At 62.2% G+C, this 23,742-nt stretch carries 24 protein-coding genes and 1 riboswitch; of the genes, 20 read left to right on the top strand and 4 right to left on the bottom strand.

Features of this window, described 5'->3' with window-relative positions; all coding sequences use genetic code 11:
* Positions 1-157 precede the first annotated feature (157 nt).
* Positions 158-548, top strand: a riboswitch (cobalamin riboswitch).
* Between the two features lie 282 nt (positions 549-830).
* The 5 genes from cobU to AC1DNK_RS06145 are packed head-to-tail and all read left to right on the top strand — an operon-like array spanning position 831 to position 7,429.
* Positions 831-1,343 (top strand): bifunctional adenosylcobinamide kinase/adenosylcobinamide-phosphate guanylyltransferase, encoded by a 513-nt coding sequence (cobU, locus tag AC1DNK_RS06165; RefSeq protein WP_477940044.1) that lies wholly within the window; start codon positions 831-833, stop codon positions 1,341-1,343.
* A 5-nt stretch (positions 1,344-1,348) separates the two neighbouring features.
* Positions 1,349-2,395 (top strand): cobalamin biosynthesis protein CobW, encoded by a 1,047-nt coding sequence (gene cobW / locus AC1DNK_RS06160; RefSeq protein ID WP_477940043.1) that lies wholly within the window; start codon positions 1,349-1,351, stop codon positions 2,393-2,395.
* A gap of 3 nt (positions 2,396-2,398) precedes the next feature.
* Positions 2,399-6,352, top strand: a complete 3,954-nt coding sequence (cobN, locus tag AC1DNK_RS06155; protein ID WP_477940042.1) for a cobaltochelatase subunit CobN — start codon at positions 2,399-2,401, stop codon at positions 6,350-6,352.
* Positions 6,353-6,371: 19 nt separating this feature from the next.
* On the top strand, positions 6,372-7,004 hold the full coding sequence (gene cobO / locus AC1DNK_RS06150) for a cob(I)yrinic acid a,c-diamide adenosyltransferase (protein ID WP_477940040.1): 633 nt from the start codon (positions 6,372-6,374) through the stop codon (positions 7,002-7,004).
* A complete protein-coding gene (locus tag AC1DNK_RS06145) occupies positions 7,004-7,429 on the top strand; it encodes an EamA family transporter (protein ID WP_477940039.1) in 426 nt (141 codons plus the stop codon). The genes cobO and AC1DNK_RS06145 overlap by 1 nt, the downstream gene beginning before the upstream one ends.
* Here the strand turns inward: AC1DNK_RS06145 and AC1DNK_RS06140 are convergent.
* On the bottom strand, positions 7,426-8,223 hold the full coding sequence (locus AC1DNK_RS06140) for a helix-turn-helix domain-containing protein (RefSeq protein WP_477940893.1): 798 nt from the start codon (positions 8,221-8,223) through the stop codon (positions 7,426-7,428). The genes AC1DNK_RS06145 and AC1DNK_RS06140 overlap by 4 nt on opposite strands.
* Before the next feature lie 2 nt (positions 8,224-8,225).
* Positions 8,226-8,588: a nuclear transport factor 2 family protein gene (locus AC1DNK_RS06135; RefSeq protein WP_477940038.1), complete on the bottom strand. Its 363-nt coding sequence runs from the start codon at positions 8,586-8,588 to the stop codon at positions 8,226-8,228.
* Positions 8,589-8,756: 168 nt separating this feature from the next.
* On the opposite strand from AC1DNK_RS06135, the gene AC1DNK_RS06130 reads away from it, so the two are divergent.
* A complete protein-coding gene (locus AC1DNK_RS06130; RefSeq protein ID WP_477940037.1) occupies positions 8,757-9,434 on the top strand; it encodes a cysteine hydrolase family protein in 678 nt (225 codons plus the stop codon).
* Here AC1DNK_RS06130 and AC1DNK_RS06125 read toward each other — a convergent pair.
* On the bottom strand, positions 9,431-10,216 hold the full coding sequence (locus AC1DNK_RS06125; protein ID WP_477940892.1) for a TSUP family transporter: 786 nt from the start codon (positions 10,214-10,216) through the stop codon (positions 9,431-9,433). The two genes, AC1DNK_RS06130 and AC1DNK_RS06125, sit on opposite strands and share 4 nt — an antisense overlap.
* Before the next feature lie 104 nt (positions 10,217-10,320).
* Here AC1DNK_RS06125 and AC1DNK_RS06120 point away from each other — a divergent pair, with 104 nt between their 5' ends.
* The 14 genes from AC1DNK_RS06120 (at position 10,321) to AC1DNK_RS06055 (ending at position 23,110) form a co-directional block, all read left to right on the top strand.
* A complete protein-coding gene (locus AC1DNK_RS06120; RefSeq protein WP_112537666.1) occupies positions 10,321-10,740 on the top strand; it encodes a cobalamin biosynthesis protein in 420 nt (139 codons plus the stop codon).
* A gap of 70 nt (positions 10,741-10,810) precedes the next feature.
* Positions 10,811-11,761, top strand: coding sequence for a nucleoside hydrolase (locus tag AC1DNK_RS06115; RefSeq protein ID WP_477940035.1), 951 nt, complete (start codon positions 10,811-10,813; stop codon positions 11,759-11,761).
* Positions 11,762-11,947: 186 nt separating this feature from the next.
* The gene (cobA, locus tag AC1DNK_RS06110; protein ID WP_477940033.1) at positions 11,948-12,787 is read left to right on the top strand and encodes a uroporphyrinogen-III C-methyltransferase; all 840 of its coding nucleotides are present in this window, start codon (positions 11,948-11,950) and stop codon (positions 12,785-12,787) included.
* On the top strand, positions 12,784-14,091 hold the full coding sequence (locus AC1DNK_RS06105; protein WP_477940031.1) for a cobyrinate a,c-diamide synthase: 1,308 nt from the start codon (positions 12,784-12,786) through the stop codon (positions 14,089-14,091). The genes cobA and AC1DNK_RS06105 overlap by 4 nt, the downstream gene beginning before the upstream one ends.
* Positions 14,088-15,089, top strand: coding sequence for a threonine-phosphate decarboxylase CobD (gene cobD, locus AC1DNK_RS06100; RefSeq protein WP_477940029.1), 1,002 nt, complete (start codon positions 14,088-14,090; stop codon positions 15,087-15,089). Before AC1DNK_RS06105 ends, cobD begins: the two co-directional genes overlap by 4 nt.
* On the top strand, positions 15,086-16,066 hold the full coding sequence (gene cbiB, locus AC1DNK_RS06095) for an adenosylcobinamide-phosphate synthase CbiB (RefSeq protein WP_112515996.1): 981 nt from the start codon (positions 15,086-15,088) through the stop codon (positions 16,064-16,066). The genes cobD and cbiB overlap by 4 nt, the downstream gene beginning before the upstream one ends.
* A gap of 146 nt (positions 16,067-16,212) precedes the next feature.
* Positions 16,213-16,641 (top strand): L,D-transpeptidase, encoded by a 429-nt coding sequence (locus AC1DNK_RS06090; RefSeq protein ID WP_477940028.1) that lies wholly within the window; start codon positions 16,213-16,215, stop codon positions 16,639-16,641.
* A gap of 173 nt (positions 16,642-16,814) precedes the next feature.
* Positions 16,815-17,093 (top strand): acyl carrier protein, encoded by a 279-nt coding sequence (locus AC1DNK_RS06085; protein WP_112387112.1) that lies wholly within the window; start codon positions 16,815-16,817, stop codon positions 17,091-17,093.
* 113 nt (positions 17,094-17,206) lie between these two features.
* On the top strand, positions 17,207-17,686 hold the full coding sequence (locus AC1DNK_RS06080; RefSeq protein WP_112387113.1) for a 3-hydroxyacyl-ACP dehydratase FabZ family protein: 480 nt from the start codon (positions 17,207-17,209) through the stop codon (positions 17,684-17,686).
* Positions 17,686-18,891: a beta-ketoacyl-ACP synthase gene (locus tag AC1DNK_RS06075; protein WP_477940027.1), complete on the top strand. Its 1,206-nt coding sequence runs from the start codon at positions 17,686-17,688 to the stop codon at positions 18,889-18,891. Before AC1DNK_RS06080 ends, AC1DNK_RS06075 begins: the two co-directional genes overlap by 1 nt.
* Positions 18,892-18,902: 11 nt before the next feature.
* Complete coding sequence (locus tag AC1DNK_RS06070; protein ID WP_477940026.1) at positions 18,903-20,189, top strand: beta-ketoacyl-ACP synthase; 1,287 nt, start codon at positions 18,903-18,905, stop codon at positions 20,187-20,189.
* Between the two features lie 55 nt (positions 20,190-20,244).
* Positions 20,245-21,273 (top strand): zinc-binding dehydrogenase, encoded by a 1,029-nt coding sequence (locus AC1DNK_RS06065; protein ID WP_112516000.1) that lies wholly within the window; start codon positions 20,245-20,247, stop codon positions 21,271-21,273.
* Between the two features lie 4 nt (positions 21,274-21,277).
* Positions 21,278-22,213, top strand: a complete 936-nt coding sequence (locus tag AC1DNK_RS06060) for a lipid A biosynthesis lauroyl acyltransferase (protein ID WP_477940025.1) — start codon at positions 21,278-21,280, stop codon at positions 22,211-22,213.
* A gap of 186 nt (positions 22,214-22,399) precedes the next feature.
* Positions 22,400-23,110 carry a PAS domain-containing protein gene (locus tag AC1DNK_RS06055; RefSeq protein WP_477940024.1) on the top strand — a complete coding sequence of 237 codons (711 nt, stop codon included), beginning with the start codon at positions 22,400-22,402 and terminating at the stop codon, positions 23,108-23,110.
* 38 nt (positions 23,111-23,148) lie between these two features.
* Here the strand turns inward: AC1DNK_RS06055 and AC1DNK_RS06050 are convergent, their stop codons facing one another.
* Entirely contained in the window at positions 23,149-23,742 is a 594-nt protein-coding gene (locus AC1DNK_RS06050; protein ID WP_442207845.1) for a YdeI/OmpD-associated family protein, read from the bottom strand.

Below are 23,742 nucleotides of genomic sequence, written 5' to 3'. Positions count from 1 at the left end.
CGAGCAATTGCAGCAAAAGCGAGGCGGCGGCAAGCGAAATCTGTCCGTAAGTCAATGAATTTAATAGACTATCTGTTTGGTAGACTCAGTCGTGTTAAGACGAGGCATTTTCCATCGCGTCAGGCTCGATTGACTTCGCGCTGCCGCGCGCCTAACGATGAAATCAATAACGGATGGTTCCGGAGCGGTGATTGCCGCCCTGGATGAAAAGGGAATGTGACGGGGCGGACCCAAACCGGGCGTCTTCATCACAGCCGACCCCGCGACTGTAGAGCGGTCAGGGTCTTCCATCCGGTGCACCGGCACCACCGCCTGATCGCCGCATTCTGTGGCAGGGCGTTGGCTCAAGGACACCGGAAAAGCCACTGGAATGCATCGTGATCAGCAGGGGCTGGACGCCTCCATTTCTACGAATCGTCCGCCTTTTCACGAGAATGCAGCCGGGAAGGCGAGGAAGATCCGCTGGCACGATCAGGGATGGCCTTGCGCCATCCCTGTCGGGGCCTCAAACCGCGAGCCAGGAGACCTGCCAACCGTGCCGGGCGAAGAGCCCACCCAAGGGCAATCCTGTCCGCTGCCAGCACGGAGGTTGTCATGGCTGAAACACGAATTTGCATGCCGTTACGTGCGGCCCTGAGGATTTCCCTCATTCCTGTGCTTGTCACAGGAATCCAGCGTGCCCAAGTCCTTGGGCACAGAAGACTTATTTCCTTGCTGCTAGGTTTCATTCACGGCGCAGACGCGCCGTGGCTGGATTCCTGTGACAGGCACAGGAATGAGGGAGGTGGGTGTGGTGGACGCCAATACGCTGATGCCGGAGCCATCCTCACATGAGCAGCACCACCTTCATTCTCGGCGGCGCTCGTTCCGGCAAATCCCGTTTCGCCGAACAGCTGATCACCGAGAGCGGCCTCGAGCGCCACTATATCGCCACCGGGCGGGCCTGGGACGACGAGATGCGGGCGCGGATTGCTGCCCATAGGGACGATCGCGGGCCGTCCTGGACGACGCATGAGGAGCCGCTGCAGCTTGTCGAATGCCTGTCGGCCGTCGACGGCGAAGGGCGGGCGATCCTTGTCGATTGCCTGACGCTCTGGGTCACCAATCTGATGATGGGCGAGCGGGACATGGCGGTGGAATCTGCGGCTCTTGCCGCCTGGCTGCCGAAGGCCAGGGCGCGGCTCGTGCTTGTTTCCAATGAAGTCGGCCTCGGGATCGTTCCCGAGAACCGGATGGCGCGGGATTTCCGCGATCATGCCGGACGGCTGCACCAGATGATCGCGGCCTCCGCCGCGGACGTGTATTTTATTGCGGCAGGGCTGCCGCTGAAAATGAAGGGTTGAAGTTTATGAACCAGAAGATCCCCGCAACCGTGATCACCGGCTTTCTCGGCGCGGGCAAGACGACGATGATCCGCAACCTGCTTTCCAACACCGGCGGCAAGAAGATCGCGCTGATCATCAACGAATTCGGCGATCTCGGCGTCGATGGCGACGTGTTGAAGGGCTGTGGCGCGGAGAACTGCACAGAGGACGATATCATCGAGCTCACCAACGGCTGCATCTGCTGCACGGTTGCCGACGATTTCATTCCGACGATGACCAAGCTGCTGGAGCGCGAGCAGCGCCCCGATCATATCGTCATCGAAACCTCGGGCCTGGCGCTGCCGCAGCCGCTGGTCGCCGCCTTCAACTGGCCTGACATCCGCAGCGAAGTCACCGTCGATGGCGTCATCACCGTCGTCGACAGCGCCGCCGTTGCCGCCGGACGTTTCGCCGACGACCACGATGCCGTCGATGCGCGCCGCACCGAAGACGAGTCGCTCGATCACGAGAGCCCGATCGAGGAGCTGTTCGAAGATCAGCTGACCTGCGCCGATCTGATCGTGCTCAACAAGACGGATCTGCTCGATGCCGCAGGCATTATCCGCGTCCGTGACGAAGTGGCGTCGCGCATTTCGCGCAAGCCTGCGCTGATCGAGGCGAAGAACGGCGAGGTTCCGGCCAGCGTCTTGCTCGGCCTCGGCGTCGGCACCGAGGAAGATATCGCCAACCGCAAGTCCCATCACGAGCTCGAGCATGAGGACGGCACGCCGCACGATCACGACGAGTTCGACAGCTTCGTCGTCGAGCTCGGCGCGATTGCCGATACGGCCGGTTTCATCGAGAAGCTGAAGGGCGTGATTGCAGAGCATGACGTGCTGCGCCTGAAGGGCTTTGCCGCAGTTGAGGGCAAGGCGATGCGCCTGCAGATCCAGGCTGTCGGCAGCCGTATCGACCAGTATTTCGACCGCGCCTGGGCGATGGACGAAACGCGCGGCACGCGCCTCGTCGTCATCGGCCTGCATGACATGGATGAAGCGGCCGTGCGCAAGGCCATCGAGGCGCTCGTCTGATCCATGCATCTGCTTCTCGCCCAGAAAGGAACGATCAGCGACGGTGACGAGGCCATCGATCTTGGCCAGTCGCCCGGCGATATCCTGTTCCTGTCTGCAGCGGATACGGAGCTTGCGGCCATCGCCGCCGCCCACGGACAGGGCGGCGGTTCATCGCTGACGCTTCGTCTTGCCAGCCTGATGAGTCTCAAGCATCCGATGTCGGTCGATGCCTATGTCGAGCGCACCGCGCTGCACGCAAAGCTCATCATTGTCCGCGCGCTCGGTGGTGCCAGCTATTTTCACTATGCGCTGGAGGCTCTCCATACCTGCGCGGCGCGGCATGGCGCGCGGATTGCCGTTCTGCCGGGGGATTCCAAGCCGGATGCGGGGCTGACACCGTTTTCCAATGTGGCGCTCGATGATCTCAATGCGCTGTGGGCTTACCTGATCGAAGGCGGCGAAGAGAATTCGTTGCGGCTGCTGGATTATGCGGCGGCGATGCTGTCGGGTGGTGAAAAGCCCGGTGCGGCCGCGCCGTTGATGAAGGCCGGGATATGGTGGCCGGGGCGGGGAGTCGTTGGTGTCGGGGAGTGGCGGGTGCTGTCTGCGGCGATGCTGCGGAACGTGGCACCCCCCTCTACATCTAACGACGCCCCCATCGCCGCCATCAGCTTCTACCGAGCCCTCGTCCAGAGCGGCGAGACCGCACCGGTCGAGGCGATGATCGAGGCCCTGGCGGCGGAAGGTCTCCGGCCATTGCCGGTCTTTGCCTACAGCCTCAAAGACCCGGTCTCCAAGGGCATCATCGCCAGCATTTTCGATCAGGCCCCTCCCGATGTCGTGGTCAACACGACGGGCTTTGCCGTGTCCGCGCCGGGTGCGCAGCGTGAACCGACCGTGCTGGAAAAAAGCGGTTCCGTGGTGCTGCAGGCAATCCTGTCTGCATCATCACATGAGGCGTGGGCCGTGTCATCGCAGGGGCTGTCGGCGCGCGATCTCGGGATGAACGTGGCGCTGCCTGAAGTCGATGGACGGGTTTTGGCGCGGGCCGTCTCGTTCAAGTCGGCGGCGCGTTATGACGCGGCTGTCGAAGCGAATATCGTTACCAGCCAGCCTGATGAAGGGCGGATGCGCTACACGGCCAAGCTCGGAGCCGGCTGGGCGCGGCTGCGGCGCAAGCCGGCTGCGGCGCGGCGCGTGGCGCTGGTGCTCGCCAACTATCCGAACCGTGACGGGCGCCTCGGCAACGGCGTCGGCCTCGATACGCCTGCGGGTACCGTCGAGGTGCTGAAGGCGATGCGCGGGGCTGGCTATGGTGTCGCCGATTTCCCTGATGATGGCGATGCGCTGATCCGCCATCTCTCGGAGGGGCCGACGAATTCCGGACACGACGGAAAGGTGATCCGCGAAACGCTTTCCATGAGTCGATACAAGGCGTTCTTCGCGTCTCTTCCGAAAAAGATTCAAGACGAGATGACGGCGCGCTGGGGCGTGCCGGAGGGCGATCCCTACGTCGTGGATGATGTTTTTGCCCTGCCGTTTACGCGGTTCGGCAATGTACTGGCGGGTATCCAGCCGGCCCGCGGCTACAATATCGATCCGAAGGAAAGCTACCATTCGCCCGATCTCGTGCCGCCGCACGGGTATCTCGCCTTCTATGCTTTCCTGCGCCAGGAATTCGGCGCCGATGCGGTTGTTCACATGGGCAAGCATGGCAATCTCGAATGGCTGCCGGGCAAGGCGCTGGCGCTTTCGGAGGAGTGCTATCCGGAGGCGATCCTCGGGCCGCTGCCGCATCTCTATCCCTTCATCGTCAACGATCCCGGCGAGGGCACGCAGGCCAAACGCCGGACGGCCGCCGTCATCATCGATCACCTGACGCCGCCGCTGACGCGGGCTGAAAGCTATGGTCCGCTGAAGGATCTGGAAGCGCTGGTCGACGAATATTACGAGGCATCCGGCAGCGATCCGCGCCGTATCCGGCTTTTGTCGAAGCAGATCCTTGAGCTCGTCGCCGATATCGGCCTGGATAGTGATGCCGGGATTGCCAAGGGCGAGACCGAGGATGAGGCGCTGAAGAAGCTCGATGCCTATCTCTGCGATCTCAAGGAGATGCAGATCCGTGACGGGCTGCATGTGTTTGGTGTGTCGCCGCAGGGACGGCTGCTGACGGATCTGACAGTGGCGCTGGCGCGGGTGCCGCGCGGGCTTGGCGAGGGCGGGGATCAGAGTTTGCAGCGGGCGATTGCTGGGGCTTTGGGGTTGGTGGGTGCCGTACCCCCCTCTGTCCTGCCGGACATCTCCCCCTCAAGGGGGGAGATCGACTCGTGGCGAGTGTCCCACCAGCCAAATGAAGTCGAAGCGAGCAGGTCCGCCCAGCCAATCTCCCCCCCTGAGGGGGAGATGCCTGGCAAGGCAGAGGGGGGTACCCCGCATACAAGCGCCAAATTCGATCCCCTCGACTGCAACATGGCCGCCCCCTGGAACGGTCCACGCCCCGACATTCTCGGTGACATCCTCGACGCCCCCTGGCGCACCAATGGCGACACCGTCGAGCGCATCGAACTGCTCGCCGCAAAGTTCGTCTCCGGCGAAACCGAATGCCCGGCTGACTGGTCCCAAACCAGATCCGTCCTCACAGAGATCGAATCCCGCCTGAAGCCCTCGATCCTCGCCTGCGGCGCCGCCGAGATTTCGGCACTCCTCGCCGGCCTCGACGGCCGTTTCGTCGCTCCCGGTCCCTCCGGCGCTCCGACGCGCGGGCGGCCCGATGTGCTGCCGACAGGGCGGAACTTCTACTCCGTTGATAGCCGCGCGGTGCCGACGCCTGCCGCCTATGAACTCGGCAAGAAATCGGCGGAACTGCTGGTCCGCCGCTATGTGCAGGATCACGGCGAGTGGCCGGTGTCCTTCGGGCTGACGGCCTGGGGTACGTCCAACATGCGCACCGGTGGGGACGATATCGCCCAGGCGCTGGCGCTGATCGGTGTCAAGCCGGTATGGGACATGACCTCGCGCCGGGTCACCGGCTACGAAATCATCCCGCCTGCGATGCTGAGGCGTCCGCGGGTCGATGTGACGCTCCGGATATCAGGCTTCTTTCGCGATGCCTTTCCGGAGCAGACCGCGCTGTTCGACAAGGCGATCCGCGCCGTCGGCGCTCTCGATGAGGATGCTTCGGATAATCCGATTGCCGAGCGGATGCGCGGCGAGGCGGCGCGGCTTGCGGCGTCCGGCCTGGATGAAGCGTCGGCGGCCAAACGCGCCGGATATCGCATCTTCGGCTCAAAGCCGGGCGCTTACGGCGCGGGGCTGCAGGCGCTCATCGACGAGAAAGGATGGGAGCGGCGCGCCGATCTGGCCGAAGCCTATCTCGCCTGGGGTAGCTATGCCTATGGTGCGGCCGAAGAGGGCCGGGCCGAGCGCGGCATCTTCGAGGAGCGGCTGCGCTCCATCCAGGCGGTGGTGCAGAACCAGGATAACCGCGAACACGACCTGCTCGACAGCGACGATTACTATCAGTTCGAGGGTGGAATGGCCGCGGCTGCCGAGCATGTCGGCGGTGCGCGTCCTTCCATCTATCACAACGACCATTCGCGGCCGGAAAAGCCGGTGATCCGTTCGCTGGAGGAAGAGATCGGCCGTGTGGTGCGCGCGCGTGTCGTCAATCCGAAATGGATCGATGGCGTCATGCGCCATGGCTACAAGGGTGCCTTCGAGATCGCCGCCACGGTCGATTATCTCTTTGCCTTTGCGGCAACGACGGGAGCCGTCGGCAACCATCATTTCGAGGCCGTCTATCAGGCTTTTGTCGCCGATCCCAAGGTGCGTGATTTCATGGCGGAGAAGAACCCAGCCGCTCTCGAAGAGATGAAGGAACGGTTGATGGAGGCGATCGACCGGCATCTCTGGACGCCACGCAGCAATTCGGCGCGCTTCGATCTCGCGCCATCACACCATAAACAGACAGCATGACATTTCATCGGGAAAGACAATGAGCGAAGAACCAGTAGACACCGCCGAAAAGGACGATAGCCGCCACAACGAGAAAATGGCGAAGAAGAAGGCGGCGCGTGACAAGATCATGGCCACCAAGACGGATCAGAAGGGCCTGATCATCGTCCACACAGGCAAAGGCAAGGGCAAGTCGTCCTCCGCCTTTGGGATGATCTTCCGCCATATTGCCCATGGCAAGCCGTCGGCCGTGGTGCAGTTCATCAAGGGCGCCATGTGGACCGGCGAGCGCGATCTGATCGAGAAGCATTTTTCCGATCTCTGCCAGTTCCACACAATGGGCGAGGGCTTCACCTGGGAGACGCAGGACCGCGCCCGCGATGTTGCGGCAGCCGGTGCCGCCTGGGAGAAGGCGAAGGAGTTGATCCGTAATGAGCGCAATTCGATGGTGCTGCTCGACGAGATCAACATCGCGCTGCGCTACGATTATCTCGACATCAACGACGTTGTCGCATTCCTGAAGGCCGAAAAACCTTATATGACTCACGTGGTGCTGACCGGACGCAATGCCAAGGACGAGCTAATCGAAATCGCCGATCTCGTGACCGAGATGGAGCTGATCAAGCATCCATTCCGCTCCGGCATCAAAGGGCAGCCGGGCGTGGAGTTCTGATGGCGCAAAGCTGGATATTCTGGGCGTTTCTGTCGGCAGCCTTTGCGGCGCTGACGGCGATCTTTGCGAAAATCGGTGTGGCCGGCGTCAACTCGGATCTGGCGACGTTGATCCGCACCATCGTCATCATCGCCATTCTGGCCGGTATCGTCACCGCCACCGGCCAGTGGCAGCCACTTTCCAGCATATCTGGCAAGACGTGGCTGTTTCTGGCGCTCTCGGGTGCTGCGACGGGCGCATCCTGGCTCGCCTATTTCCGGGCGTTGAAACTCGGCGATGCGGCGCGTGTGGCACCGATCGACAAGCTGTCGATCGTGCTCGTCGCCGTCTTCGGCGTCGTCTTCCTCGGCGAGAAGCTTGGATTGGTGAACTGGCTCGGTGTGGTGATGATTGCGGGTGGGGCGCTGTTGCTGGCGCTGTTCTAGCCGTTCGCCAGCTTTCGCAAGATTGCAGCCGTTTCCTCGTCGGCGGGGAAGAAGGATTCGATCGCCAGTTCCGAGAGCGTGACATCGACAGGCGTGCCGAACACGGTGGTGGTCGAAATCAGCGATAGCGTGCCTGCGGCGGTGCGCAGCCGTAGCGGCACGGCGATCCCTGAATAATCGTGCTTTGTCTCATCCGCCGGGTTGCCGCCAGGCGAAAGTTCCTGCAATTCCTTCAGAAGTGCGCCTAGGATCGGCTCGCCCGAGGTGTCGATCTGCTGGCGAAGCCGCTCGAGAAGGTGCGCGCGCCACTCGGCGAGATTGACGATATGAGGTGCCAATCCTCCTGGATGCAGGCTGAGGCGCAGGACGTTGACCGGGCCTTCGAGCAGGCCTTTCTCAGCGACATCCGCAAGCAGCGGCGCGATCGCCGCATTGGCGGCAACCAGCGTCCAGTGCCTGTCGATCGCGAGGGCCGGAAAGGGCTCCTGCGCTTTCAGGACCATGTCGACAGCCAGTCTTGCCGGTTTCAGGGCCGGATCGTCCAATGAGCGCTCGGCAAAGAGCGGCGCATAGCCGGCGGAGAGCAGCATCGGATTGCGCTCCCGAAGGGGAACGCCGAGCCGTTCTGCCAGATGCAGCAGCATGTCGCGGCTCGGCGTCGAGCGCCCGCTCTCGATGAAGCTCAGATGCCTCTTTGAAATCTCCGCTTCGAGGGCGAGATCGAGCTGGCTCATGCGGCGAAGCTTGCGCCAGTCGCGGAGGTGGTCACCGAGGGAGCGGGCTGAAGTCATCATCATCAGGCTTCCGGAACGAGGTCGAGGAAACCGTGTACGGCCTTCAGGCGTCCGCCTTCAAGCAGGGAAAAGTCCGTTCCCTTAATAATCGCCTCGCTGCCGTCGGGGCCGAGGCCCCATGAGAAGCGCAGGTTGTTGCCATGGCCATCCGCGGCACCGATCAGATTGAAGCGGAAACCGGGGAAGCGGGTCTGTACGGCTTCCACCAGCGCGTTGATCTGCTCGTGACCCTCGCCACGCATCAGGGGATCGATATAGGTGCCGTTTTCGGCCCAGCTTTCGGCGATCAGCGCGCGGCGGCGGTCTGCATCCTCCTCGTTCCAGATGGCGATGTAGCGTTCGGCGGTGTTGCTCGCGTCGGTCATGTCATGTCTCCTTTGATCGCCCGGTTCGTCCAGGCATCGCGATCATCGGCAAAGGCCGTTCGCTCATCAATTACGCGCGAGGTAATCAAGCTCGCGGCTTGGTGATTTGACAGTGCCGTCATCCGCCGGAAGGCTTGGCAATCGATTTCGAAGATGGAGGACGGCCTGATGACATCGCTTTCGGCATATGCGGCACGGGTGGCGCAACTGGCGCTTTTGGCATCCGCGCTCGGCTGGTCTTCCGCGCATGCGGCAACCGTTGTCGACGAGTGGAAGAAGATCAAGGCTCCGCCGGCGCCGAAGCTCGGCGATGTCACCGTCGATCCCTCGACGACGGCGCTGCTGCTGCTCGATTTCAACGGGGCGCAGAACCCGGACAAGGGGCCGTGCAATACCAAGGTCAAGCCGCGCTGCATTGCGGAATTGCCGCATGTGGCCAAGCTGATGAAGGAGGCGCGCGATAGCGGTGCACCGGTGGTCTACAGCATCACGTCGAATGCGGCGCCTGAGGATATCGCGACGGTGCTCGCGCCCAAGGATGGCGACCCCATCGTGAAGTCAGGCGCCAACAAGTTCATCAATACCGATCTCGAAAAGATCCTCACCGACCGGCATATCAAGACCGTCATCGTCACAGGCACGGCTTCGGAGGGAGCAGTGCTGAACACGGCGGCCTATGCGGCGCTGAAGGGCATGGATGTAGTGTTGCCCGTCGATGGCATGTCGTCCACCGATCCCTATGCGGAGCAGTACGTCACTTGGCATTTCGCCAATGCCCCCGGTGTTTCGGCGAAGACGAAGCTGACGAAGATAGATGCGATCAAATTCGGCAAGGCTCCGGGCTAGACGCCCAGCCAGACGCGCAGCGGATTAGCGGGGTCAGCGATCAGCTTGATCGCGAAGGCGATACAGACGACGACCAGCAGCGGCTTGATCAGCTTGGCGCCGGTGCGCATGGCAAGGCGAGAGCCGACCTGCGCGCCGAGGAACTGGCAGACACCCATCATCAGCCCGATCGTCCAGAGCGTCGCGCCGAAGGAGGCGAAGACGATGAGGGCGCCGATATTCGAGCCGAGGTTCAGAAGCTTGGTATGCGCCGTCGCCTTCAGCATGCCGAAACCGGCAAGGGTGACGAAGGAGAGCATGAAGAAAGAGCCGGTGCCGGGGCCGAAAACGCCGTCGTAAAAGCCGATCAGCGGCACGAAACTCATGCCGAAGGCAAAGGGCGTGATGCGGCGGTGGGTGTCGAGGTCATTGAGATTGGGCTTGAAGGCGAAGTAGAGCGCGATCGCGACCAGCAGAACCGGCATCAGGGCGCGCAGCACGTCGCCGGGCACGATGGTTGCCAGCGCCGCGCCAAGCGCGCCGCCCATCACGGCCATCATCGCCATCGGCAGCTGTTCGCGAAGGTTCACATGGCCCTTGCGGGAATAGGCGAGCGTGGCGGAGGCGGCGCCGAACATCGACTGCACCTTGTTGGTGCCCAGCGTCTGCAGCGGCGGAATGCCGGCGATGAGCATGGCGGGCACGGTGATCAGTCCACCGCCACCGGCGATCGAATCGACGAAGCCTGCGCAGAAGGCGGCAAGGCAGAGCAGGGCGAGGAGATGAGGGGCAATATCGGACACGGCGGGACTCTGTGGGCAGGCGGGAGAAAGCGGCGCCATGTTGCATTTCCCGCACTCGCCTGCAATGGCTGCGGAGACACAGTCTGCCCTTTCAGGTTCATGCAATGCCGTCCTTCGCCACCGACAAATCGAAATCATACGTGCTCGGCCTTGGCTGCGAGCGGGGAACGCCGGTGGAGGAGGTGCGGACACTGGCGAAGCGAGCCATGGAGCTTGCCGGGATCGGACCGGGCGAGCTTGCGGCCATTGCCTCGATCGGCAGCCGTTCGGGGGAGCCTGCAATCCTGACGCTGTCGCAGGAATTTCAAATCACGCCGGTCTTCTTTGCTGCCGCGCGCCTGGAGCAGGAGACGCCGCGTCTCAAGAACCCTTCGGCCGCAGTCTTTAGGCTTGTCGGCTGCCATGGTGTTGCCGAGTCGGCGGCGCTGGCTGCTGCGGGAGCGGCGGCAGAGTTGCTGGTGCCGAAAATCAAATCTGCCCATGCGACGGCCGCCATCGCGCGCATCCTGTTGCAGAAAGAATAGCCGGCGCTATGGTGTCGGCCACCTCGCGGAGATCCCCGGATTTCTGCGACGAGAATGAGAAGGATATTTCATGCACAAGGTCATTTATGACACGGACCCGGGCGTCGATGATGCCATGGCGCTCCTCTTCCTGCACCGCCACCCCGACATCGATCTGATCGGCATCACCACGATCTTCGGCAATGCCTCGATCGAGACGACGACGCGCAACGCATTGTTCCTGAAACGCGAATGGAACATCTCGGCACCCGTCGCCAAGGGCGCGAACGTCACCTTCGATCCATCGCGCAAGGAAATCGGCTGGCCGACCTTCGTGCATGGCGATGATGGTCTCGGCAATATCGGCGTCCCCGAGGTGATCGACCTTCCCACCGATCCGCGTCCGGCGCATCGCTTCATCATCGAGACGGTGCGGGCCAATCCCGGCGAGGTGACGCTGGTTGCCGTCGGCCGCATGACCAACCTGGCACTGGCTTTGAAAGAAGACCCCGAGATTGCCAAGCTGGTGAAGCAAGTGGTCATCATGGGCGGCAATTTCTATGTGCCGGGCAATGTCTCGCCGGTCGCCGAAGCCAATATCCATGGCGATCCGGAAGCCGCCGATGTGGTGATGACGGCGCCGTGGAAGGTCGCGGTCATCGGCCTCGACGTCACCGCGATCACGACGATGAGCCGCAGCTATTTGAAGGCCGCCGCCGACAAGGGCGATGCGGCGGTGAAGCTGCTGAACGATCTCTCGCAGTTCTATATCGATTTCTACAAGCATGCGGTCGAAGACGGCATGATGGTGCATGACAGCTGTGCCGCTGTTTATGTCGTGGCGCCGGAGCTGTTCACGACAGTCACGGGTGCGGTGCGCGTCGTCTGCGGCGGCATTGCCGACGGCCAGACGATCGTCAAGCCGGACGGACGCCGCTTCCCGCCGGGCGACTGGGACAATCTGCCGAGCCAGATCGTCTGCACCGGTATCCAGTCGGAAAAAGTCGTCGATCTGATCCGGGATACGCTTCTGCGAGCCTGATCCAGCCTGGGACCGGGCGGTTTTCGCCCGGTTCGACTTTGCTGAGTCCTATCAATTCGATCCGGCTATTTCCTCAGATTTTGAGTCCGGTTGTTCGTAAGTTGAGTCGGCGGTGAAACTGCAATCGGAAATTGCCGGCGTTTCGCCGCCGTTGACCTCGCCAAGCGGCGGGCATAGACCACCCTTATGATCGAGAATGCATTCGCCCATTTGCCGGTATTGGAGCCGGGAACCGTCTGGCTCGTCGGCGCCGGTCCCGGCGATCCCGGGCTGCTGACGCTGCTTGCGGCGAAAGGGCTTTCGGAGGCCGACGTCGTCGTTCACGACGCGCTGGTCAATGAGGAATGTCTGAGGCTGGCGCGGCCGGATGCCGCTCTCGAATATGCCGGAAAGCGCGGCGGCAAGCCGTCGGCCAAGCAGCGTGATATCTCGCTGCGTCTCGTCGAGCTGGCGCGCTCAGGCAAACGGGTACTGCGGCTGAAAGGCGGCGATCCCTTCGTCTTCGGACGCGGCGGTGAAGAGGCGCTGACGCTGGTCGAGCACAACGTCCCGTTCCGCATCGTGCCCGGCATTACCGCCGGGATTGGCGGACTTGCCTATGCCGGCATCCCGGTGACCCATCGGGATATCAATCACGCGGTCACCTTCCTGACGGGGCATGATTCTTCGGGGATCGTTCCAGACGCGATCAACTGGGATGCGATCGGCCGCGGCTCGCCTGTGATCGTCATGTATATGGCGATGAAGCATATCGCGCAGATCAGCGCGTCCTTGCTGGCCGCGGGGCGCAAGGCAGACGAGCCGGTGGCCTTCGTCTGCAATGCCGCCACCAGTGGCCAGCAGGTGCTGGAAACGACGCTTGGTGAAGCTGTCGCAGCGGTAGAAGCCTCTGGGCTGGAGCCGCCGGCGATTGTGGTTGTCGGTGAGGTGGTGCGGCTGCGGTCTTCGCTCGATTGGCTCGGCGCCTTGGCTGGGCGTCGCCTGCAGCCGGATCCGTTCAGGCAGGGCGGAAAGGAGACGGCATGAGCGGCCTTCTCATTGCGGCCCCGTCCTCCGGTTCGGGCAAGACGACGATCACGCTCGGCCTCCTGCGCGCCTTGAGAAATCGCGGCGTGGCGGTGGCGCCCGGCAAGGCAGGCCCTGATTATATCGATCCGGCCTTTCATGCGGCGGCCAGCGGGACGCCGTGCCTCAATTTCGACCCTTGGGCGATGCGCCGCGAGCTGATTTCGGCCAATGCCGCGATCCACCGGCAGGGCGACCGCACCCTGATCATCGAAGCGATGATGGGGCTGTTCGATGGCGCGGCTGACGGGAAGGGAACGGCTGCCGATCTGGCGGCCATGCTCGGGCTCTCCGTTATCCTGGTTGTCGATGCCTCGCGCATGTCGCAATCGGTCGCGCCTCTGGTCAGCGGCTTCGCGAGCTTCCGGGCGGATGTCCGCATTGCGGGTGTCATTCTCAATAAGGTCGGCAGCGAGCGGCATGAGATGATGTTGCGTCAGGCGCTGGATGCCATTCGCATGCCTGTGGTCGCCGTCATTCGCAGCGACAAGACGCTGGCATTGCCTGAGCGGCATCTGGGGCTGGTGCAGGCCGGTGAGCATGCAAGTCTGGAAGCCTTTATCGATCATGCGGCCGAAGCCGTCTCGGATGAGTGCAATTTCGAGTTCCTGCTGCGGATCGCCCGTCAGGGGCTGAACGTCGCCTCGACCGCCAATATTCGCCGCTTGCCGCCGTTGGGACGCAAGATCGCCGTCGCCCGCGATATCGCCTTTGCCTTCTGCTACGAACACATGCTGCTCGGCTGGCGCCGCCGCGGCGCGGAGATTTCATTCTTCTCGCCGCTCGCCGATGAGGAACCCGCCGATGATGCCGATGCGATCTATCTGCCGGGCGGCTATCCCGAGCTCAATGCCGGTGCCATTGCGGCGGCCTCGAACTTCAAGCGCGGCATGACCGATGCGGCCGCGCGGGGTACGCGGATTTATGGCGAATGCGGGGGCTACATGACGCTCGGTGAAGGGCTGATCGATGCCGAAGGCATCCGCCACGAGATGCTCGGATTGCTGCCGCTGGTGACGAGCTACGAGCAGCGCAGCCGCCATCTCGGCTACCGGCGCGTCCGTCCCGTCGGCAAGGCTTTCTTCGAGCAGCCGATGACGGGCCATGAGTTTCACTATTCGAATGTGGTTTCGGAGGGCGAGGGCGAGCGGCTTTTCGATGTCACAGATGCGCTTGGCGCCGATCTCGGCCAGGCCGGGCTTCGCCGTGGCCAGGTCGCAGGCTCCTATATGCACATGATCGATCTTGCCGCGGAGCCGGCATGAGCGGTCCGATTGTGCATGGCGGCGGCATCACCGCCGCTGCTGCCGAATTCGGCGGGCAGCCGGAGGACTGGCTGGATCTGTCGACGGGCATCAATCCTTGTCCGGTTCCGCTTCCGGTGATCCCGCCTGCCGTCTGGCACCGGCTGCCCGACAGGCATCTGGTGCAATCGGCCGTGGAAGCGGCGCGGGACTATTATCGAAGCCGGGGGCTGTCGCCACTGCCGGTTCCGGGCACCCAATCTGTCATCCAGCTCCTGCCGCGGCTGCTCGAGCGCGAGAGCCGCGTGGCGATCGTTTCGCCGACCTACGGCGAATATGAGAAAGCCTTCGCCAACGCCGGGTGCCGGGTCGACCGGATCAGCGGGCTTGCAGAGATCGGCGAGGGGCATCGGCTGGTCGTCGCCGTCAATCCGAACAATCCGGACGCCAGGCTGCATGATCGCGACCGGCTGATCGCCGTCCATGATGTGCTGAAGGCGAGGGGCGGGTATCTCGTGGTCGACGAGGCCTTCGGCGATGCTGATCCTGAAGCGAGCCTGGTGCCGCTGGCGGACGGGCTTTCGAACCTCATCATCTTCCGTTCCTTCGGAAAATTCTTCGGGCTGGCGGGCCTGCGCCTCGGCTTCGTGATCGCGCGCGACGATATTCGGGCCTGCTTCGAGGATTGGCTTGGCCCTTGGGCGGTTTCCGGCCCGGCGCTCTCGTTGGCCGCATCGCTGCTGCGCGCTGATCCGGCGCCTATTGCTGCCGCGATCGCCGAGCGCAGTGCGGCGCTGAACGCCGTTCTTCAGGGTGTCGGTCTGACGATTGCCGGTAACGCAGCCTTGTTCACGCTGGTCGAAGACAAACGTGCGGCAGCCCTCTATACGCATCTCTGCCGGCATCACATTCTGGTCCGCAGGTTCGACTACGCGCCCAGTTGGCTGCGCTTCGGACTTGGGCCGGACAGTCTGGCTGACCAAAGACTTGCAGCCGCGCTTGAGAGTTTTGACGCATGACGATCGACGAACATCTTCTGGTTCTTCTGCTGGCCCTGCTTCTCGACCGGATCGCCGGCGACCCCGATTGGCTCTGGTCGCGCGTTCCGCATCCGGTCGTCTTGTTCGGCAAGGCGATCTCCTATTTCGACCGCACCTATAACAGCGAGACGCTGACCCGGCCCGAGCGGCGCCTGAACGGAACGGCGTCGATTGCCGCCCTGCTGTTCGGCAGCGCCATTGCCGGGCTGCTCCTGCACTGGTTCTTCGAGCTTTTCGGAATGATCGGCATCGTCCTCGAAGTCGTCTGCGTTGCCATCTTCATGGCGCAGAAGAGCCTGGCAGATCACGTTTCCGATGTCGCGGATGCGCTTCGGGCGGAAGGAATTGCCGGTGGGCGCAGAGCGGTCTCGCGCATCGTCGGCCGTGATCCTGAAACCCTCGATGAGCCCGGAATTTGCCGCGCGGCGATCGAGAGCCTGGCTGAAAACTTTTCCGATGGCGTGGTCGCACCGGCGCTCTGGTATGCGGTGCTCGGTCTCCCAGGCCTCCTCATCTACAAGATGCTCAATACAGCCGACTCGATGATCGGCCACAAGTCGGATCGCTATATCGACTTCGGCTGGGCGTCGGCCCGTCTTGACGATATCGCCAACTGGCCGGCGGCAAGGCTGTCGATCCTGCTCATCGCTGCGGGCGCCTGGCTGCGCCGTGGCGCGCGCGCCTGCCGCGAGGCGGTCCAGGTGGCGATCCGTGACGGCGGGCTGCACCGTTCGCCGAATTCCGGCCGTCCGGAGGCAGCAATGGCGGGTGCGCTCGACGTTCAGCTTGCCGGTCCGCGCGTTTATTCCGGTATTGTCGTCAGCGAACCGATGATCAACGGCGCCGGACGCGACACAGCGACAGTCAAGGATGTCGAAGACGGCGTTCTCGTCTTCAACGGCGCCTGCATGATTCTCTCGATTTCCGTCTTTGTGGCGTTCCTTTTCCTGCTTTGACGGCGTTACTGGCGATCGGCAAAGTAAAGATCTTGCCGCCTTCCGTTATCTTTCTGATTACCAAGCGCTTTAAAGCAAAATAATCAGTCTATTCGTAGACTGCTCTTCGTGATGCCGGACAAACGTTCCGGTGAAGAGGGATAGTCATGAAGACGTTTCTGGCGGCGGCTGCCGCTTGTCTGTTGCTGCAGTTTTCTCCGGTTGCCGCCAGCGCGGCCAATCTCGTCGCCCGGGTCAGTCTCGATGCGCAGACGATGACGGTGACCGAGAACGGTTTCCTCAAATACCGCTGGAAGGTATCGACTGCACGGCGCGGCTATGTGACGCCGACGGGCTCGTGGAGCGCCAAGTGGCTGTCGCTCAATCACCGCTCGCGCAAATATGACAATGCACCGATGCCCTACGCCGTGTTCTTCAACGGCGGATATGCGGTTCACGCCACATATGACCTCAAGCGGCTCGGAATGCCTGCATCGCATGGCTGCGTGCGTCTCCACCCCAACAACGCCGCGCAATTCTTCTCGATGGCAAAGCAGGTGGGGCTTGCCAATACCCGGGTCGTCATCACCCGCTGACCGGCTTTCCAATCGCATATACGGCCCGGAGATCATGTTTCCGGGCCTTTTGCGCATTGCTGTTTCGGCAACAGTTCCCACCCAATTTTGAGGGCAGCGCGCTCGAAAGCATTGGCTTTTGAAATGGATTTGCCTATGAGGGGGATAAATCCGTTATTCAAAGAGGTAAGCGCGTGACCGCTACATTCGATAAAGTTGCCGACATCATTGCTGAAACCAGCGAAATCGATCGCGAAACGATCACGCCGGAAAGCCATACGATCGACGACCTCGGTATCGACAGCCTCGACTTCCTCGATATCGTCTTCGCGATCGACAAGGAATTCGGCATCAAGATCCCGCTCGAGAAGTGGACGCAGGAAGTCAACGAAGGCAAGGTAACGACCGAAGAATACTTCGTGCTCAAGAACCTCTGTGCAAAGATCGACGAGCTGCGCGCCGCCAAGGCTTAAGCGACACCGCCATCTTTTTTATCCGCCCTGCCTCTGCAAACCGTAGCGGCCGGGCGGTTTTGTTCCTAACTAGGCGTAACCGGCGCTTCTGATCTGCCGGGCCGGAGGATCCGATGCTACTGGAATATTTCCAGATGATCGACCGCATCGAGACGGTCGATCTTGAAAAGGGCGTGCTCAAGGCGCGTTCCGTAGTGCCCGCCAAGAGCCCCGTCTTCGAGGGGCATTTTCCAGGCATGCCGCTCGTTCCGGGCGTGCTTCTGATCGAAACCATGGCGCAGGCCTCCGGCATGCTGGTGCTGGCCGCGACCGATTTCGCCGCCATGCCGTTCCTGATGTCGGTCGATGGCGCCAAGATGCGCACCTTCGTTGAGCCCGAAGCCGTGCTCGACATCGAAGCCTTTCTCGAACATGACGGTTCGGGCTTCGCGGTTACCAAGGCCAAGATCACCAGTGGCGGCAAGAAGGTCTGCGACGCGCAGCTGAAGCTGCGCACAATGCCGTTCAGCGAAGTTCCGCTCGGCGATATCGTCAAGAAGCGCGCAAGCGAAGTCGGCCTGATGGACGCGATCGCGGCGCAGGGAGTGAAGTGATGGGCAAGTCTCCGAATGACGTCGTTATCTCCGGCATCGGCATCGTCACCTGTCAGGGCGTCGGCAAGGACGCGCATCTGGCGCTGCTGACGGCAGGCGAGGCGCCGAAGGCGATCGTCGAGACCGACAAGTTCAAGCCATATCCGGTGCATCCGCTGCCCGAGATCGACTGGTCGCAGCAGATCGCCAAGCGTGGCGATCAGCGACAGATGGAAAACTGGCAGCGCATCGGCGTCTTTGCCGCCGGTCTGGCGCTCGACGATGCAGGCTTCAAGGATGATGCCGAAGCCTGCGGCACGATGGACATGATCGTTGCGGCCGGTGGCGGCGAGCGCGACATCAATGTCGATACGCTGATCGTCGACGAGGGCCTGAAGCGCAACGACCGGGAATTGCTGCTGAACGAGAAGCTGACGACCGAGCTTCGCCCGACGCTGTTTCTGGCGCAGCTGTCCAATCTGCTCGCCGGCAACATCTCCATCGTTCACAAGGTCACCGGTTCCTCGCGCACCTTCATGGGCGAAGAGGCGGCCGGTATCTCGGCCGTCGAGACTGCCTTCTACCGCATCAAGTCGGGTGAATCCTCGCATGCGCTCGTCGGCGGCGCCTTCGCTGCCGAACGCCAGGACATGATCCTGCTCACTGAAGCAATCGGCGCGCATACGCGCGGCGATTGGGCTCCGCTCTGGTCGCGCAAGGACAAGGACGGTGGCGGGATGATCACCGGTTCGGCCGGTGCGTTTCTCGTGCTGGAATCGCGCCAGCACGCGGAAGCCCGCGGCGCGCATATCTATGCGACGATCACCTCCATCGAAGGCGACCGCGGCAACCGCAATGCCGGGAATTTCGAAAAGCGCCTTGAGCGCCTGCTGGAACCCGCTGCGAAGCTGGCGCCCGAGAGCACGGCAATCTTTTCCGGTTCGACCGGCATGCATGATTTGGCCGAGCGGGAAAAGGCCGTGCTGGAGCACACGCTGCCGGGCGCTGCCATCCGCGGTTTCGGCGGTATTTCGGGCCATGCGCTCGAAGCGCAGTTTACGCTGGGTCTCGCCTTCGCAGCCCTTGCCGTCGATGCTAAAGCCAAGGTTCCCGCCTTCGATCCGGTTCATGAAAAAGCAATGATTGCTGCGGCCGATGCCGCCGTCGTCACCACAGTCGGCCACCAGCGCGGCGAGGGCGTCGCCGTTCTTTCCGCGGAAGCGTGAGGAGTGATCAAATGACAGACAAGGCTTACAAGGATCATCTCGGCCGCCCGATCGTCGCCGTGACCGGCATGGGCATCATCACCTCGCTCGGCCAGGGTCTCAAGGATAACTGGACAGCGCTGACATCGGGTACGTCGGGTATCCACGACATCACCCGTTTTCCGACCGATGGCCTGTCGACGCGGATCGCTGGTACCGTCGATTTCATCGACATTCCCGTGCCGAACGCCGTCGAGCGCTCCTACGCGTTCGCCCGCGAGACGACGATCGAAGCGCTTGCCGATGCCGATATCTCGGGTGATTTCAATGGTCCGCTGTTTCTGGCAGCGCCACCGATCGAGCCGGAATGGAGCGCCCGTTTCGAGCTCGCCGACCGGTCGCCGCCTTCCGATCATCCGGGCGACGCCTATGACCGGTTTCTGACGGCGATGCGTCAGCGCCCGGATGCGGCCTTCCATGAGGCCGCACTGTTCGGTGCGATCTCGGAGCGCCTCTCCGACCGCTTCGGCACGCGCGGGCTGCCGGTGACGCTGTCGACGGCCTGTGCTTCGGGCGCCACCGCCATTCAGCTTGGCATCGAGGCGATCCGCCAGGGCCGTACGGACCGGGCGCTTGCGGTTGCCACCGACGGTTCGCTGAGTGCGGAAGCGCTGATCCGATTCTCGTTGCTTTCGGCTCTTTCGACGCAGAACGATCCGCCGACCAAGGCCTCCAAGCCGTTCAGCAAGGATCGCGACGGCTTCGTCATCGCCGAAGGCGCTGCAACGCTGGTGCTGGAATCGCTGGAATCGGCGATCGCCCGCGGCGCCAAGATCCTCGGCATCATGAAGGGTGCCGGCGAGAAGGCCGACAGCTTCCACCGCACGCGCTCCTCGCCCGACGGCGGTCCGGCGATCGCGACGATCCGCGCGGCGCTCGCAGACGCTGGCCTGGATGAAAGCGGCATCGGCTATATCAACGCCCACGGCACCTCGACGCCGGAGAATGACAAGATGGAATATGGCTCGATGCTCGCCGTCTTCGGCGAGCGCATGGCCTCCATTCCGCTGTCGTCGAACAAGTCGATGATCGGCCATACGCTGACGGCGGCCGGTGCCGTCGAAGCTGTCTTCTCGTTCCAGACGATGCTGACGGGCACGCTGCCGCCGACGATCAACTACAACAATCCGGATCCGGCCATCGTTCTCGATGTCGTGCCGAACAAGAAGCGTGATCAGCAGGTTTCGGCCGTGCTGTCGAACTCCTTCGGTTTCGGCGGACAGAACGCAAGCCTTGTCATGGCGCTTGAACCGGCTTAAGCGGTTGCCGACAAAATTCAGAGATAAGAACGCCTGAAAGGCGAGAGGTTTTGCTATGCGCGCTTTGCAGCTGGTCGATGACCGCAAACTTGAGATCACCGACCTGCCGGAGCCGGAAGCCCCTTCTGCCGGTGAAGTGACGCTGCGCGTCAAGGCGGTGGCGCTCAATCATATCGACGTCTGGGGCTGGCGCGGCATGGCGTTTGCCAAGCGCAAGATGCCGTTGGTGATCGGTGCGGAAGCCTCCGGCGTCGTCGAGGCGATCGGCCCCGGCGTTGCCAATGTGCTGCCTGGTCAGCTCGTGTCGATCTATGGCGCGCGCACCTGCGGCCTCTGCCGTCCGTGCCGCGAAGGCCGCGACAATCTCTGCGAACACGTCTCCGGCGTTCATGGCTTCCATCTCGATGGCTTTGCGCAGGAGAAGGTCAATCTTCCGGCCCGCCTGCTCGTTCCGGCACCTCCCGGTGTCGATGCCATCGGTGCCGCGCTGGCGCCGGTGACCTTCGGCACCGTCGAGCACATGCTGTTCGACAATGCCAAGCTCGAGCCCGGCGAAACGATACTCATCCATGCGGGCGGTTCCGGCATCGGCACGGCGGCGATCCAGCTTGCCAAGAAGATCGGCTGCACCGTGATCACGACCGTTGGCTCCGACGACAAGATCGAGAAGGCGAAAGCGCTGGGTGCCGATCACGTCATCAATTACCGCACCGACCGTTTCGAAGGCGTGGTGCGTAAGCTGACGAAGAAGAAGGGCGTTGATGTCGTCTTCGAACATGTCGGCAAGGACACTTTTGCCGCCTCGATGTTCTGCCTGAAGCGCGGCGGGCGTCTCGTCACCTGCGGCTCGACCTCGGGTGTCTCGACCGAGATGAACCTGATGATGCTCTTCCAGCAGCAGCTGAAGCTGCTCGGCTCCTTCGGCTGCCGCATGGAGAACATGGCGGATGCGATGCAGAAGATGGGCCGCGGCCTGGTGCATCCGGTCATCGATACGGAAGTCGGCTTCGACGATATCGACCGGGCGCTGGAGCGTATGGAATCGCGTCAGATCTTCGGCAAGATCATCCTGAAGATGGATTGAGCGTGTGAAGCTTTTCATCACCCGGATTGTTCTGAAGTCCGAACATTTCCGTCAGTGGCTGATCGCCCAGCTGATGTTCGGATTTCTGAACTTCCTGAAGATCTTTCCGGCTGATGGCGCTATCCGCTTCGCCGATTGGCTAACGCGCAAGATCGGCCCGCGGACGCGGCGCCACAAGCTGATGCTCGTCAATCTGCGCAACGCCTTTCCCGAAAAGAGCGAAGACGAGATCCAGGCGATCGCGCTTGGCAGCTGGGGCAATATGGGCCGGCTTGCCGCCGAATATGTCTTCCTTGACCGGCTTTTCGACTTCGATCCGGAACGATCTGAGCCCGGCCGGATCGAGGTGACAGGCATTCCGTTGTTTCTCGATCTTCGTGACAATCCGCGGCCGTTCATCGTCTTTACCGCGCATAGCGGCAATTTCGAGCTGCTGCCGGTGGCTGGTGCCGCCTTTGGCCTCAATGTGACGGTTCTCTTCCGTCCGCCGAACAATCCCTATGTGGCGCAGAAGGTCTTCGATTTCCGCAGCGCGCGCATGGGTAAGCTCGTGCCATCGCATGCCGGCTCGTCCTTCACATTGGCGCGCCAGCTAGAGGCGGGGCAGGGCGTCGGCGTTCTCGTCGATCAGAAGTTCAAGAAGGGGCTGAAGACACGCTTCTTCGGCATCGATACGACGACCAATCCTCTTGTTCCCAAGCTCGTGCGCCAGTTCGGATGCGAGGTCTACCCGGCGCGCTGCATTCGCCTGCCGGGAAATCGCTATCGGCTGGAGATCGAGCCGCAGCTGGAAATCCCCCGCGACTCAGCCGGCAATCTCGATCTGACGGCAATGGCGCAGATGCTGAACGACAAGGTCGAAAGCTGGGTCCGGGAATATCCGGAGCAGTGGCTCTGGTACCACGACCGGTGGAAAATCAAGGAAAGCGTGCTCAACTAGAGCTTATACCCCTAAATTTCGTATGTGAAAATATGACCGCCGTTCACATTGAATGTGAACGGCGTTCATGTTAGTGGTTGCCACCAAGGCGAGTAGCCGGTTGGGGAAGATCGGGAATCGACGAAACCTGCCGTGAAAACTGACATATGCTGGTTTCCCCTATGTGTCAGGGGATTGGGGGGCATATTGCTGGAACTTCTGCAGGCATTTTCTTCACGTTGCTCACAAATCGATGCGGCGATCCGCGCGGGCGACGATCATCAAGTTTCAACTCTTGATAGCGAGTTCGAGGCGCTGATCGGCGCTATTGTTACGTATCAGGCGTCGAATATCGTCGAAATTCACATGCAGCTGCAATTCGTCGTCTGTTTGCTGGAGCAGAATGCCGATGATTGCGCGAGCGTGATGGGCTATGCGGCGACGCTTTCAAATCTGCTGGACCGCTATTTCGGCAATTCCGGCAAGCCGCGCCAGATTCCGGCACCGGCGGAACGGTTGCCGAAGCCGGATGGCTATGTCCCGAACATGGACAACGGCAATTTCCTGAACTCGGCTATTCTCGAGACGCTGCCGGATCGCGTTGCCGTGCTGACGCGCGACTATCGCTATCTCTATTCCAACCCGACGAACTGCACTTATCTCGGCCGCAAGCCGATCGACATGATCGGCCGGCACGTCGCCGAGTTCATCGGCGCCGAGCGCTTCGAGAAAACCAAGGCACATTTCGACGCCTGCTTCGCGGGGGAGCGGGTGGAATACAATTACGAACGCACCAGCGGCGAGGGCGCGAAACTGATGCGCTGCCGCATGTCGCCCCTGCGCGACAATGGCGGGCGCGTGATCGGGGCGCTGATCATGATGGAGAATGTCAAGGCGCCTGAAACGGTAAGGGTCTAGGATCGGCGCAATGCCTGTGCGCGACGCGCCGGGGATGGCTAATCGTTCGGCCCCTTGCCCTCGAATATCTGCGGGATAGCCTTGTCGATCCTGGACTCGCGGGTCTTCGATTGCTTCGGTTGCGCGAAATGCAGCAGATAGGCGCGCTGGCGGCCCGGGGTGAGGGCGGTGAACGCGGCTTTGAGGGCAGCGTCGCCATCAAGCCTTGTCTGAAACTCGTCCGGCACCGTGAACTCGGTGGTCTTCTTGTAGTCGACCTTCAGACCGGCCTTCTCGACCTCGATCGCCTGCTGCACGTAGGACTTCAGCAGGTTCTCCATGCCGGAAATCTGTTCGGCGCTGGTAAAGCGGATCTGGCGGGCGGCCTGGACGTTGTCCGTCTGCTGGATGAGGATACCGGCTTCATCCTTCATCAAGGCGCCCTTGAAGAAGAGCAGGGCGCAATAATCCTTGAAACCGTGGATCAGGACGATGTTGGCCTTGCCGACTGTGTAGCAGGGTTCGCCCCATTTCAGCTCTTCGGTCAGGCCGCAATCGAGGACGATCGTTCGCAGTCTGGCGCTTTCCTCGCGCCAGGTATCCTTGCGGGCGAAGTAGGCATCGACCTTCGGGTTGGTTGTTTGCGCCGCCAT

The organism is Rhizobium sp. 01N424 (assembly GCF_056399485.1).
The sequence above is the reverse complement of the archived record's forward strand: the minus strand, read 5'-3'. Positions and strand labels throughout refer to the sequence as shown.

What these genes read in the sequence shown, in the direction of transcription:
- cobU (WP_477940044.1), top strand. Translation starts at nt 831, where the DNA reads ATGAGCAGCACCACCTTCATTCTCGGCGGCGCTCGTTCCGGCAAATCC.
- cobW (WP_477940043.1), top strand. Translation starts at nt 1,349, where the DNA reads ATGAACCAGAAGATCCCCGCAACCGTGATCACCGGCTTTCTCGGCGCG.
- cobN (WP_477940042.1), top strand. Translation starts at nt 2,399, where the DNA reads ATGCATCTGCTTCTCGCCCAGAAAGGAACGATCAGCGACGGTGACGAG.
- cobO (WP_477940040.1), top strand. Translation starts at nt 6,372, where the DNA reads ATGAGCGAAGAACCAGTAGACACCGCCGAAAAGGACGATAGCCGCCAC.
- AC1DNK_RS06145 (WP_477940039.1), top strand. Translation starts at nt 7,004, where the DNA reads ATGGCGCAAAGCTGGATATTCTGGGCGTTTCTGTCGGCAGCCTTTGCG.
- AC1DNK_RS06140 (WP_477940893.1), bottom strand. Translation starts at nt 8,223, where the DNA reads ATGATGACTTCAGCCCGCTCCCTCGGTGACCACCTCCGCGACTGGCGC.
- AC1DNK_RS06135 (WP_477940038.1), bottom strand. Translation starts at nt 8,588, where the DNA reads ATGACCGACGCGAGCAACACCGCCGAACGCTACATCGCCATCTGGAAC.
- AC1DNK_RS06130 (WP_477940037.1), top strand. Translation starts at nt 8,757, where the DNA reads ATGACATCGCTTTCGGCATATGCGGCACGGGTGGCGCAACTGGCGCTT.
- AC1DNK_RS06120 (WP_112537666.1), top strand. Translation starts at nt 10,321, where the DNA reads ATGCCGTCCTTCGCCACCGACAAATCGAAATCATACGTGCTCGGCCTT.
- AC1DNK_RS06115 (WP_477940035.1), top strand. Translation starts at nt 10,811, where the DNA reads ATGCACAAGGTCATTTATGACACGGACCCGGGCGTCGATGATGCCATG.
- cobA (WP_477940033.1), top strand. Translation starts at nt 11,948, where the DNA reads ATGATCGAGAATGCATTCGCCCATTTGCCGGTATTGGAGCCGGGAACC.
- AC1DNK_RS06105 (WP_477940031.1), top strand. Translation starts at nt 12,784, where the DNA reads ATGAGCGGCCTTCTCATTGCGGCCCCGTCCTCCGGTTCGGGCAAGACG.
- cobD (WP_477940029.1), top strand. Translation starts at nt 14,088, where the DNA reads ATGAGCGGTCCGATTGTGCATGGCGGCGGCATCACCGCCGCTGCTGCC.
- cbiB (WP_112515996.1), top strand. Translation starts at nt 15,086, where the DNA reads ATGACGATCGACGAACATCTTCTGGTTCTTCTGCTGGCCCTGCTTCTC.
- AC1DNK_RS06090 (WP_477940028.1), top strand. Translation starts at nt 16,213, where the DNA reads ATGAAGACGTTTCTGGCGGCGGCTGCCGCTTGTCTGTTGCTGCAGTTT.
- AC1DNK_RS06080 (WP_112387113.1), top strand. Translation starts at nt 17,207, where the DNA reads ATGCTACTGGAATATTTCCAGATGATCGACCGCATCGAGACGGTCGAT.
- AC1DNK_RS06075 (WP_477940027.1), top strand. Translation starts at nt 17,686, where the DNA reads ATGGGCAAGTCTCCGAATGACGTCGTTATCTCCGGCATCGGCATCGTC.
- AC1DNK_RS06070 (WP_477940026.1), top strand. Translation starts at nt 18,903, where the DNA reads ATGACAGACAAGGCTTACAAGGATCATCTCGGCCGCCCGATCGTCGCC.
- AC1DNK_RS06065 (WP_112516000.1), top strand. Translation starts at nt 20,245, where the DNA reads ATGCGCGCTTTGCAGCTGGTCGATGACCGCAAACTTGAGATCACCGAC.
- AC1DNK_RS06050 (WP_442207845.1), bottom strand. Translation starts at nt 23,742, where the DNA reads ATGGCGGCGCAAACAACCAACCCGAAGGTCGATGCCTACTTCGCCCGC.